This window comes from Bradyrhizobium huanghuaihaiense, from assembly GCF_025200885.1.
Classification (GTDB): Bacteria; Pseudomonadota; Alphaproteobacteria; order Rhizobiales; family Xanthobacteraceae; genus Bradyrhizobium; species Bradyrhizobium huanghuaihaiense.
Window position 1 is genome coordinate 5744957 of record NZ_CP104172.1, and the last position, 12260, is coordinate 5757216.

Annotated in this window: 12 protein-coding genes; 4 read left to right on the forward strand and 8 right to left on the reverse strand. The window is 61.1% G+C overall.

Going from position 1 to position 12260, the window contains the following annotated elements:
* Positions 1-16: 16 nt before the first annotated feature.
* Entirely contained in the window at positions 17-847 is an 831-nt protein-coding gene (locus N2603_RS27640; protein WP_260384613.1) for a transporter substrate-binding domain-containing protein, read from the reverse strand.
* A 197-nt stretch (positions 848-1044) separates the two neighbouring features.
* Here N2603_RS27640 and N2603_RS27645 point away from each other — a divergent pair, with 197 nt between their 5' ends.
* Positions 1045-1896: an IclR family transcriptional regulator gene (locus tag N2603_RS27645; RefSeq protein WP_260384614.1), complete on the forward strand. Its 852-nt coding sequence runs from the start codon at positions 1045-1047 to the stop codon at positions 1894-1896.
* Positions 1897-2048: 152 nt separating this feature from the next.
* Here N2603_RS27645 and N2603_RS27650 read toward each other — a convergent pair whose 3' ends face one another.
* From N2603_RS27650 to N2603_RS27680, 7 genes are all read right to left on the reverse strand, one after another.
* On the reverse strand, positions 2049-2321 hold the full coding sequence (locus N2603_RS27650; RefSeq protein ID WP_260384615.1) for a hypothetical protein: 273 nt from the start codon (positions 2319-2321) through the stop codon (positions 2049-2051).
* Positions 2322-2506: 185 nt separating this feature from the next.
* Positions 2507-3124 (reverse strand): YjiS-like domain-containing protein, encoded by a 618-nt coding sequence (locus N2603_RS27655; protein WP_026312387.1) that lies wholly within the window; start codon positions 3122-3124, stop codon positions 2507-2509.
* A 224-nt stretch (positions 3125-3348) separates the two neighbouring features.
* Positions 3349-3654, reverse strand: coding sequence for an isochorismatase family protein (locus N2603_RS27660; RefSeq protein WP_260384616.1), 306 nt, complete (start codon positions 3652-3654; stop codon positions 3349-3351).
* Positions 3655-4160: 506 nt separating this feature from the next.
* Positions 4161-4886, reverse strand: coding sequence for a response regulator (locus N2603_RS27665; RefSeq protein ID WP_018645457.1), 726 nt, complete (start codon positions 4884-4886; stop codon positions 4161-4163).
* A gap of 157 nt (positions 4887-5043) precedes the next feature.
* Positions 5044-6693 (reverse strand): indolepyruvate/phenylpyruvate decarboxylase, encoded by a 1650-nt coding sequence (ipdC, locus tag N2603_RS27670; RefSeq protein WP_260384617.1) that lies wholly within the window; start codon positions 6691-6693, stop codon positions 5044-5046.
* Entirely contained in the window at positions 6690-8075 is a 1386-nt protein-coding gene (locus N2603_RS27675) for an FAD-binding oxidoreductase (RefSeq protein WP_260384618.1), read from the reverse strand. The genes ipdC and N2603_RS27675 overlap by 4 nt, the downstream gene beginning before the upstream one ends.
* A gap of 374 nt (positions 8076-8449) precedes the next feature.
* A complete protein-coding gene (locus N2603_RS27680; RefSeq protein WP_260384619.1) occupies positions 8450-8767 on the reverse strand; it encodes a hypothetical protein in 318 nt (105 codons plus the stop codon).
* A gap of 161 nt (positions 8768-8928) precedes the next feature.
* Between N2603_RS27680 and N2603_RS27685 the strand changes: the two genes are divergently transcribed.
* The 3 genes from N2603_RS27685 (at position 8929) to N2603_RS27695 (ending at position 12183) form a co-directional block, all read left to right on the forward strand.
* On the forward strand, positions 8929-9879 hold the full coding sequence (locus N2603_RS27685) for a LysR family transcriptional regulator (RefSeq protein ID WP_018645454.1): 951 nt from the start codon (positions 8929-8931) through the stop codon (positions 9877-9879).
* Positions 9876-11039 carry a VOC family protein gene (locus N2603_RS27690; RefSeq protein ID WP_260384620.1) on the forward strand — a complete coding sequence of 388 codons (1164 nt, stop codon included), beginning with the start codon at positions 9876-9878 and terminating at the stop codon, positions 11037-11039. Before N2603_RS27685 ends, N2603_RS27690 begins: the two co-directional genes overlap by 4 nt.
* 337 nt (positions 11040-11376) lie before the next feature.
* Positions 11377-12183, forward strand: a complete 807-nt coding sequence (locus N2603_RS27695; protein ID WP_018645452.1) for a response regulator — start codon at positions 11377-11379, stop codon at positions 12181-12183.
* The last annotated feature ends 77 nt before the right edge of the window (positions 12184-12260 follow it).

The window sequence follows — 12260 nt, forward strand, 5'->3', positions numbered from 1 at the left end:
TGCGGCTCCGCGTCCGTCAGTTCTTCTTCGCCGCCGCAGCCTTTGCCCGCGCGGCAATATAGTCGGAGTGCGGCATGCCGAACTCGGTCTCCCACGCGATCAGTTTGCCCTCGGCTTCGGCCTTGTCGATGGCCTTGTCGACGGCTTCGCGGAACTCGGCATCGTCCTTGCGCAGGCCGCCCGCCATCGGCTGGAATTCATAGGGTGCAACGGCGATCTTGTAGCTCGCCCAATCGGGCTCCTTGAGCTTCTGCTGAAGCGTCATATCGTCGAAGACGAAGCCGATGCAACGATTGTCCTTCAGCGCGCGATAGGCTTCCGGCTGCGTCTTGAAGGCGACGAGAGTGATCCCGAACTCCTCAGTCATCTTCTTGTTGTAGTAGGAGCCCTGAATGCCGCAGACCGACTTGCCTTTCAACTCTTCCCACTTGAAGATCGTCGACTCCTTGGCCATCAGCACCGATGGACCGGCGGCAGAAACATATTCCGTGGTGAAGTCGATGACCTTGGCGCGCTCGGTCGTCACGCCAAGTGTGGCGAAGATCGCATCGATACGGCCGGCAGTCAGGAAATCGATGCGATTGGCAGCGATGACCGGCACGAGTTCGATCTTGTCCTCCGAGCCGAGAAGCTCCTTGGCAACGTACTTGGCCAGCGAGACCTCAAAGCCGACGACTTCGCCCTTGTCGTTCAAATAGCCGTAGGGCACGTAGTCATTCTTCACGCCGACGATCAGCTTGCCGCGTGCCTTGACGTTATCGAGCGTCCCCGCCACCGCGGCGCCAGCCACGAAGAAGGTCGCGAGCGCGAGGGCAGAAGCGCCCATCATTCTCTTGAAGCCTGCCATCCTGTTCCCCTGGATAAATCAGGGCCTTCGGGCGCTGTTGCCGCAACGCCGCGTTAGCCGTCAACTTTGTTCAATGCAGAAATCAGGCCGCTCGAAAAATGTGCACCTCTGTTGAGCGACCTAATTTTCATCATTGGAGGCTGATCTCTCTCATTAGACAAGTTGCCAACGGCAGTTTTTTCATAATATGAGATTTTATGTCGCCGACCGCCCAGCCATCTTCTAATGGAGCCCAGCTGCTCGACCGGACTGTCGTCCTGCTGGACCTCGTCGCCGATGGCGGCGTCGACGGGCTGTCGCTGAAGGAATTAGCGGCGCGCTCCGGGCTCAACACCGCCACCTGTCACCGCATCCTCAACACGCTGGTCGGCCACAAGCTGCTCGCGCGCGACGACAAGAAACGGCGCTACCGGCTGGGTGCGCGCATGGCGATCTACGGCGTGCGCGCGGCCCGCGGTCCCGGAATCATCAGCCGCTGCGAAGTCGCGCTGACCCGGCTCAGGCGGCGCACCGGTGACACGACCCATCTTATGGCCCGCTTCAACCACGATTCAGTCTGCCTCGACCGGCGCGACGGCGAATGCATCGTGCCGACGCTGACGGGATCGATCGGCGGCTTCGTGCCCCTCGGCGTCGGCCCCGGCTCGATCGCGATGCTCGCATTCCTCGACGAAGATGAGCAGGATTACATCATCCGCGCCAATCTGGGGCGCTACGCATCCTATCGCAACCTCACCAAGGACAAGGTTCGGCAGTTGATCGCCGATACCCGCCGGCGGGGCTACGCGGTGGATATGGGCGAGCTCATTCCAGGCATTGCCGGCGTCGGCATGCCGATCATGACGCCTGGAGAAAAGCCGGGCGCAGCGCTCAGCTTCACGCTGCTCTGCGCCAAGGTCGGGCCCGGCGTCATCGAACGCTGGCGCCCTCCTCGAGGAAGAGATCAACGCCATCATTGGTCAGTAAGACGGATTGGGTACACGCGGCAGCAACAGGCGAGTCTCGTTCACATAGTGATGATGCGCGGCCGTGGCCCGGTGCTCCTGTAACAGGAGCGCTCTTCTTTGAAGATAGTCAGTCACAGACGTAACGACTTGCCGTCTGCCGACTTGTACTGATCGAAAACAGTTGGATGGATCCCCTGTCCCGGGTGCACGCTGGTATCAGCCGGACTTTCGGCACAGGGCGCGGACAGCTTTGGTCAGCAGCCGCGGCAAATGATGAGCTTGCGATCGATCTTGATGTCCTCTTCGCTGCGCCGTTCGAGGTCGTTCGGGGTTTCAAAAAGGACATCTCTGGTCTTCGGCTGTCGATGGCCAACTGGCGCGCGTCCAACCGGACCGGATGGCTGTGACGAGGCGATCTGCACACTCACCGAACTGATCAACAATCTTCCCGGCGCAATCACGTGTGCGGCAGCGGCGCGGCCGCTGAGGAGCAAGATTGGAATAATGGTCCGGATCAATTTGTACATCTGCGGGATCCTCTGGGTTGGCCAGACGTGGACGATCGCCGTCCTCGTCGATTTCTGTTGGCAGTGAAGATTGATGGGTGATTTAGCTCTCTGCGATGGCGCTCGCCGAGGTCACGTGCTTTGGGCGCATCTGCGCTTCGCACATCAAGAACACTGTGATTTCCGGTCGACCGGCAAAAGCCGTGTCAGCAATCACGGCAGTACCTCACCATCCGCTCGATATCCGCTCGGCCGTGGATGCCGAGGTCCCGCAAGGTCCGCTCGTCGTATTTCGACAGGGCGGCGATCGCACTTTTGATCTCCCGCTCACGGCGCCAATGCGCCCACAGCGCCACAAACTTCTCCCTAAGCTCGCTCATCCAGTTTCCGCGGCGACGCAGACGTAACTCAACCCTCGCTGCGAGTTCCGGCGCGACTCTCGGCGGCTGCAAGCTGCCATGCCCGTGCGCCATGGAAGGCGGACAGCCACCGGCTCGGCGCGCCTGGCGAGCTCGTCCGGTGACCAACGCCGCATGTGCGGTGACCAACGCCGCCTCAGCGATGAACGTCGTGCTCGGATGCAGCCACTCGCCGTAGAGGGCTAAACCTCCGATGGAGAACGCCAGGCCCGTCCTCCACCAACGGCTGGTCGGACTATCTGCGTCCACAGCCGGCGCCAAAGGCGGCCGTCGAGTGTATCCCGGCATATCGGGATACACTGCGCGCACGAGCTTGCCGCCGAGTCCGCGCGCGATCTGGCCGATCCGCATCCGGGAAGGCCGAACCATCCGATTCACGTTTGAAGAGAGGTACTGTTTCAGCATGAAGATTTCTCCTGCGCGATGTTTGCAGGAGATATCCTGAAGCTCCCCTGTCACGGGGGCGTCACGGCTACAGCAAAAACGGTTACAACTGCAGCCTGCCGCTTCGAGCCGGATAGTCGTTGCGCCATTCACGAAGCCGACTTGCCGATCGACGAAATACCGTCGTCGCTATCGCCAGCGAAAGGTTCGTGGCCGCAGCCGAGAGGCCGCTCGTACGACGGGCCTCACGAATATTCAATGATCGAGACCAGCTTCCTGCCGTTCGGGCTGGTCCAATCGAGCGCCAGCTCGGAAACGATCTGTGGAACGGTCACGATAGCTGCGCCCGCCTTGTGCATGCGCTGCAGTGCCAGATCATTACCGACTTGCGAAAACGAAGCCGAGGCGTCAGCCGATACCTGCACCTCATACCCTTCCTCCAGCATTTGCAGCACTGGAAAAGTGATACAAATTTCAGTGGTAATACCGGCCACGAAAAGCTTTTCACGACCGGTTGCCTTGACAGCCTTGTTGAAGCCTTCGTGGTGCATCGCGTTGACGATACCCGGATCCTTGCAGCAAATGCCTCAGGCAGGATTTGTTCGAGCTCCGGGATGAGCGGGCCGGTGAAATTGATCTGATCCTCCATGCTCGAGGTCAACACCACCGGCATTTCCAAAGCCTTCGCAATTTGCGCGAGCTTGATCGCGTTTTTCCTGACGATGTTGATATCGAGAGAGTGCGTCCACGACATCGTACCGACTTGGTGGTCGATCAGCACCATCGCGGCATTGTCGGGCGTGAAGGCGTTCTTGTGCATGTCAAAACCCCTTTGGAGTCGACTTTACGTAGCGACGGGAGCGCGCAAACCTCAAACAAGCTGCCTAGGGCGAAAGGTAGCGAGTGAAAGGTTCGTCCAAAAGCCAGAAAAATAGCAACACACCGTCCGCTCTTTGTGGACGATTCGCGCTGCTGCATCTCCCGGCCATAGGCGCAGGATAGCCCCCCGCAAGTCGGACCGCGTTCGCGCCCAGCATCCAATTGCAATCGTCGCAGCCTAGAACGGCTCGACCGGGATAGTGAAGACGTAACCAACGCCGCGCTCGGCCTGGATGATGCGCGGCGCGCTCGGGTCGGTCTCCAGCTTCCGCCGCAATCGCAGCACTTGAACGTCGACGCTCCGGTCAAAGATGTCTTCGTGGACGCGGGTCGCCTGAAGCAGGTGCTCGCGCGTCAGCGGGCGCTGCGGCGCTTCAAGGAAAGCCAGCAACAAGGCGTATTCGCCCTTGCTCAGGGGGACCTGCGAGTTGTTGACGTCTATCAGACTGCGGCCGCGACGTTCGAGTTTCCAGCCGTTGAAGCGATAGCCGCCGCGTTCTGGTTCACGGGCGCGCGCGGCCCGCCCCATCTCCTGACGCCGCAACACGGCGCGGACTCGCGCCAGGAGCTCTCTCAAGCTGAATGGCTTGATGATGTAGTCGTCGGCGCCGAGCTCGAGCCCAACGATGCGGTCGCTTTCGTCGAGCCGGTGCCCGGTCGTGATGATGACAGGCACATCGGAATGTGCGCGAATTTCCCGCAGCATATCCAATCCATCGTCCTGACCTAGACGAAGGTCGAGAATGATCAGACTAGGCTGCGTTCGTTGAAGATGAAGATGCAGTTCGACCCGGCTGGATGCGGCCCTGCTCGGCACACTGTGCTCTTCCAGATATCCGATCACCATCTGCCGCAAAGCGGCATCATCATCGACGACAATGATATGGCTGACGTCTGCCAACATATTTGATCTCTCAAACTTGCCGTAGCAGCAATCCCGGTTGCTGCGTTGGGACGGGAAATGCTGCTTACTCCGGCTGAAACTTGAATTAGCCCCGGTCCGCCCCTGGCATGGGCCGCCTTTGCCTACCCTACACGCACTCCAACAAATGACTGGCAGGTCAGGATTCACCGTGTGCGTCCGCCGGCGCCCGCGCCGCCTTGAAGCCGGCGACGAACCTCGCCAGCGTGTCCGACGTCGTCCCGCGGGGCAGCATCACCTCGATCAGCGCGAAGCGGCCGCGGTTCTGTACCGCCCGCTCCAGCGCCGCCGCGAGCTCGCGACGCGTCGTCACCCGCTCGCCGGTGCCGCCGAGCGCCGGCACGATCCTGGCGAAATGCCAGTCGTCGAGATCGTTGAACACGGACTCGGGCTGGAACGCGCGCAGCATCTCCCAGCTGCGGTTGTTGAGCAGCACCACGATCGGATCGAGGCCATAGCGGCGGCAGTTGCCGAGCTCCCAACCAGTCATCTGGAATGCGCCGTCGCCGACCAGCACGAGCGGGCGGCGTTGCGTCGCCACCGCGGCGCCGATGCCGGCCGGCACGCCGAACCCCATGCCGGCGTAGTAGCCGGGCGCCGCGAGCGCGGTGTTGTCAATCTCCATGGCAACGAACAGGCAATCGCCCATGTCGGCCACCATCGGCATCTTGCCGTGCCGGTCGAACAGGTCGTTGATCGCCGCCGCCACGTCGGACGGCGCAATCGGGCGGTCGTCGGCCGCGAGCCCGCGCGGGTAGCGCAGCGCCAGCCGCTTGCGACCCGCCACCTTGTTTCGGCGCGGCGCGCGCCGCACCAGCTCGGCCACCAGGTCCTCGATCGGCACGTCGCGGTAGACGTGGTGCCCGACCCGCACCTCGCGGCCGACCGCCAGCATCGTGCGCTGCGCATCGAGCTGGCGCTGCGACAGCGCGAAATTGGTGTCGCTGACGATCACGCCGAGCAGCAGCACGGCGTCGGCGTCCTCGACCAGCCGGGTGATCTCGGGATGGCCGGCGGCGCCTAGATAAGTGCCGACCATGACGTCGGCGGCGTCCTCCAGCAGGCCTCGCCCCATGAAGGTGGTGACCACCGGCAGCTCGAGCGTCCGCGCCAGCTTTGCGGTCTTGGCCTCGACCCCGTAGCGGCGGATCTCGACGTCGACGATCATGACGGGCGCGCGCGCCCGTGCGAGCTTTGCCAGGATCTCCTCGGCGCATTCGGCGAGCGCGCCGGGATCGGCCGGCCGCCGCGCCAGCCTCGGCACCGCCGCGGTTCTCGCGCCGACGAGGTCGCGCGGCACCTCGATGTAGACCGGCAGGGACTGCTCGCGCGCGCTGCGCAGCACGCGCGCGATCGCCTCGGGCGCGCGTCCGGGATCGTCTAGCACCGCCTGGCCGCAGGTGATCTCGCGAAACACCGCGAGCTGGGTGTCGATGCTGCGCGCCTGGTGATGCAGCAGGAAGCCGCCCGCGCGCTCACGCGCGCCCGGCGCGCCGGCGATCACCACCACGGGCGAACGCTCCGCGTAGGCGCCGGCGACTGCATTGACCAGGTTGAACGCGCCGGCCCCATAGGTGACCACGGCGACGCCCAAGCCCTGGTGATAGCGCGCGGCTGCGTCGGCCGCGAAGCCGACCCCCGGCTCGTGGCTCAGAGTGTAGTGAGGCAGGATACGCGATTCCTCGATCGCCTTGTAGAACGGAAGGACGAAATCGCCCGGGATGCCGAAAATCTCGCGCGCGCCGTGCTCCTTCAGGCCCTCGAGCAACGCGGCCGCGAGCGTGGTCACGATTCGCGCGCCCGAGCTTCGACAACGATCGGCAGCGGGATAGCGGACCGGAACACATTGTCCGGGTCATAAAAACGCTTGGCCCGGAGCAGTCGATCAGCGTTCTGGCCAAAGCTCGCTGCAGCGCGCGCGACCTCACCCTCGCCCAGCATGTTTGGGTATCCGCCAGGAAGCGCGGTATTCGTAAACGCCTCGCGGGCCTCACGTACCCATTGTCGATGCCGCCGTTCTTCCGTCGGCGATCCGTCGTCAAATGACGCAAGGATTTCGATGGACACATGGTCCCGACGCAAGCCAAACGCAGTCGTTTCCAATGGGACCTGCGAGGCTGCTCCCTTGAACTCATGGGTGATCATGGAACAGCCGGCGGATGGCGCATTCGCCATTGCTTTCAAAAGAATGTCGATGCCAGCCTCGTCGAGTACGGGAAGCAGGCACGTTTCCATAAACACACGCTGCCCATTCACGATGGCCGGATCAAACAGCGACACGGAAGCGCCGTAGCGAACCGTTCCCACAGTATTGGAGAGCGCCGTCCCAAGCTCAAGGAATGGCGCTAGATGGGTGTCGGCCTCGTCGCGCGAACCACTCCAGGTCGGCACAATCATGATGACCGGCGTGCCATCAGGTGCCGCCCCCGCGACGACCTGCACGGTCAGTTCGTCCGGTGCGAAGCGAGCCACGTCGGCGCAGCGTCGAAGTACGCCCCGCGCTTGCGAGAACGGATAGACCAGCGCGCCGGAAACGACAAAGGGCAGTTGGTGCAGCTGAATCCGCATAGCCGTCACCACGCCAAAATTGCCGCCGCCGCCGCGCAAGGCCCAGAATAGGTCTTCGTTGCGCCCGCGCTCCGCGATCACCAGCCGGCCGTCCGACAGGACGACGTCGGCCGCTATCAGATTGTCGAGCGCTAGCCCAAAACGTCCGTTCAGCGGACCGTAGCCGCCACCCAGTGTAAGCCCGGCCATGCCGACCGTACTGCACGAGCCTGTCACTGCGGCGAGCCCGAGTGGATCGGTCGCCGCGAGCAGATCGGAGGCACGGCTCCCGCCGGAGACCCAGGCAATGTCGGCCTCAACGACCACATCCCGCATACCACCAAGGTCAAGCACGAGCCCATCGCACAACGCGCGACCGGCCCAATCATGGCCGCCGCCTCGCACGGACAGCGGAAGATCTGCAGAACGCGCGGCCGCAACGGCAAACTGGATGTCCTGCGGCGCCCGACAATGGACGATGGCACGAGGCTGGCGCCCGACCGGCTTCGCCCAGATGGCGCAGGCGGCCTTATAGGCTTCATCGCCTTGTGTTGAGATCCGACCTTCGATCTGGCCACTGAGCCTACGGAGGGCACCATCAATATCCTGAGTCTTTTCCAGCATACCGGCCGTCCTGACGGTTGTTCGTGAAGACTTCCCCAACAACAGGCGTGAAGCTTGGCTGCCAAGCCGTACCAAAGCCGTTTCAAGTGCGGTCCAATTCGTTACAGATGTTACGGATTGTAGCGCCAGCGCCAGCCTTGTAGTGTCTTGCCATATGCTCACAATTCGCGCGCCCGGTCGGTTCCCGATCTCGCCGCGGAGAAGGCCGGCTGCACCGGCGATACAGCGACAATTGTCCGGTTTTGTCGGATACAGAGTATGTCTGCAGGCCACTACTTGGACTGTCCGCCCTTCCTTAGGCTTATGACTCTTCCGCAACGAAGTGTTCACGACTCAAAGGAAAGACAATGCCGACTAGTTTACTCCAGCATGTCTCACCCGAGGACGCAGCGCTCGTTCTTGATTTCCAGCCGCAGATGTTCATGGGCGTTGAGAGCCATGACCACCTGAAACTCAGAAGCAATCTGCAGATCATCGCCAGGACTGCGAAGCTCTTCAAGTTTCCGACCTTGCTGACGACCGTAACCGCGAACGCCTCCGCCGGTCCCTTCGTGCCCGAGGTCACCAAGGATGTCTTCCCCAATGATCCGATGCAGGGTCGCACGTCGATCAATGCTTGGCTCGATTCCGGCTTCGTCTCCGCCGTGGAGGCAACCGGACGGAAAGCGGCTGGTCATCACCGAAGGCGTCATGGACATCCTCAAGGAGAACACCGCCTTCCGCATCAATGTCTACTTCTCGAAGTGGGCACTCGGCGAAGAGATCAGGCGAAAGTAACAGGTCGACCAAAAGGGGCTCGTGTTGGGATGAATCAAAGGGAGGTGTAGTTGCTCAAGAACTCACACGGAACGGCATGAAACCCGCCAACCTTCGTATCGATGTCATCACGACGTTTATCGCAATCGTCGAAGCGGGAAGCATGCGAGAAGCCGGTCGGCGTCTTGGCGTCTCCAAGTCTGTCGTCAGTCAACGCCTCAGCGCACTGGAGGCAGCCCTGAATGTCCGGCTGCTGAGCCGGTCGACGCGGCAGCAGGCCCTCACCGAGAGCGGTAAATATTTTTTTGAGCGTTGCCAGAAAATCGCCGAGGACTTCCAACTGGCAGCCGAAGAGGTGAGCGATCGGCAGGACGAGTTCTCCGGCACGATCCGCATCGCCGCCCCGATGAGTTTTGCCGTACTACATCTGACTGACGTGTTTTCGACTTTCTTACAAACCCATCCCTTGATCGATCTCCAGATCGAATTCGACGACCGCATGCATGATCTGGTCGGCGACTCCTTCGACATGGCGGTCCGAATTGGAAGGCTGAAGAATTCCGCGCTGATTGTGCGCCGGTTCGGGCTGAGCAATCGGGTAGTGGTCTGCTCGCCGCGCTACATTGCCGAGCACGGAAAACCCCACTCGATCGAGAGTCTCGAGAACCACTACGCCGTCAGCTATGCCAATCTCACCGCTCAGTCGGAATGGATTTTCCGCCGAGGCGACGAGATCAAGAGCGTGACGCCAAAGAGCCGCATGAGGGTCAATAGTGGCGATATCCAGCTGGCGGCTGTGAAAGACGGCGTGGCGATTGCAGCACTGCCCCTCTTCATCGTTCACAAGGCGATCGAGGCGCGAGAGGTCCAGGTCGTCGATCTCGATTGGCAATTGGTGCCAGATGACCTTTGCATCGTTTATCCGCAGAACCGTTTTCTGGCACGGAAAGTAAGAGCGCTGTCCGCTGCCATCATCGCTCACGTCGGAAGTCCGCCTCGCTGGGAGAGCCGTCTTAGCGCAGAACAACAGGAGAAGCTAAAATCATGAATCAGATGATCATCAACGGCGTCAACAGCCAGACCTTCGTCTGCGCGGATCTCCAAAGAGTCGAGCAGTTTTATACGGTCATGCTCGGTCTTCGCGTTGTCAAGCGCACTGTCAGCCATCTCGATGGACGATTGCCAGTGATCACCTTCGGCTTCAACAGCCTCGCGGAGGAGCCACGATCGCAAACCATAACCTATCTCGAATGGAATCCGATCTTCTACATGATGCCGAAGGAAGGATTTACCGATCCCGCCCTCGTGGCAGATGCTGTTGCAAACCCGCGCGCAGGTGATCCTAAGGGGCGCTGGGGCGCCGGCACCAACCATCATCTTGCCCTTCACGTCCCTAATCGAAACGGACTTTTGAAGTGGAAGCGGCGGCTTACGGACTTTGGCATTCATGTCACTGGCCCATATAACCGGCACTACTTCCATGCGATCTATTTTCCCGACCCGGATGGCGCGATCATCGAAATCGCAACGTCGGAACCCGGCTTCGGTCATGACGAAGTTGTTCTGGGATCGGAATTCAAGCATCAGCCTGCGGAAAATCTGGTCGGCGGCCGGAGCGAATTGTCCATCGTGTCAGAAACCTGGCCGGCTCCGATGCCTGTTATCGGCGATGATTACGCGTTGCGTGGCTTCCACCATATCACGTCAATTTCCAGTAACGCAGAGCGCACGGAGAAGTTTTTCGTCGAAACAGTTGGACTGCATCTAATCAAGAAGACTGACTACCTCGACGAGAAGGGTGGAACGCACTACTACTATGCGTGCGATGAAGACCTTTCTCCCGGTTCGGTAATCACGTTCTTCGGCCTGCCCAACTATGCCCCGGGACGGCTCGGAACCGGTCTTTCCCATCATTTCACGTTGGAGGTCGAAAACGAGCCGGCGCTTGCCGATCAACGCGAACGCCTGAAGCGCGCCGGCGTCGCGGTTTCCGGCATTCAGGACGCAGTCTATTCGAAGCTCTTCCATTTTCGTGATCCCGACGGCCATATCTGTGCCGTCTCGACGCCCAGCGATTTTACCGTAGACGAGGATAGCGAGGATCTCGGTCAATCTCTCTGCTTGCCCGAGTCACTTGAACCGCGCCGCGTCGAAATTGAGCGGCACCTTGCGTTTCGACCAGCGCCGACGCCGATCCTCCCCGAGTGAGAGTCGTTGGGGCGCGGTGCTGCCGCGCCCCATCGAAAGGAGGTCAGTTCCAGGCCACGCCTCCATTTCCGGCGAAGCGTTCATGCAGTCGGAAATCAACCAGCGCACCGATGTAGTCGTATGCACGTGCTGCCAACGGAAAGGTCGTAGTCGGCCCCCTTAAAGCGCCCATTTGGCAAATCAATACGAATTTATTTCACGACCGGCCTTTTCGCATCAGCGCTGCAACCAACTCTTGCGGTGGCGCGGCCACTTACTTGATCCGCGGACTAGCGTCGCAAGACGCGTATTCGATATGGCGCATCCCAAAGCGATCCGGGAGCGTCGGAGAAATAAAATGGACGAATGTATCGATAGAACAACCGCTCTTTTCGCCAGCGCGGCAGGTGGACCGCTTGGACCAACGGACACACCGAGCAAACAGCACCCGACGTTCACATGCCTCCTCGTCGAGGACGATGACGCCCTCCGCCTCCTGGTAGCGAATTATCTGGAGGAAAATGACGTCCGCGTGATCTGCGCATCCCGGCTGTGCGACGTGGCACCGCTTCTTGCGCGCAACCAACCCGACCTGATCGTGCTCGATTTGCGGCTCGGGCGAGAAGATGGCCTCGATCTGCTTCGTGAACTCCGCGCGCGATCCGATATACCCGTCATTATCACGACCGGGCACCGGCCCGACGAGATCGACCGTATCGTCGGGTTGGAGCTCGGAGCTGACGACTACATCACCAAGCCATTTAGCTTGAGGGAATTGTTGGCCCGCATCCGCACCATCTTGCGACGCCGAGACGCGGAACCGACCAAACGGCAGCGCGAGAGCGAGAGAGGCAGCCTTCGCTTTGGGGGATGGCGCCTCGAGCGGCGGACGCGCCGCCTCACCAATCCGCGAGGCGAACCGGTCGCCCTTACCAAGGGGCAATATGCGCTATTGACAGCATTCCTCGATGCACCACAGCGACCGCTGTCCCGCGAATACCTGCTGCAAGCGACGCGCGTCCACGAAGACGTATTCGACCGCAGCATCGACATGCAAGTCATGCGCTTGCGCCGCAAGCTCGAGGACAGCGGGGGTAGCCCCTCGATCATCCGCGCCGAACGCGGCGTCGGCTACGTTTTCACGCTTCCTGTGGCGACCTCATGAAACCGAGGCTCAGGCTTTCCAGCCCTATTGCCTGATGACCGGTTGAAATTGATACGATGAAACTCCGGGAATTTGCT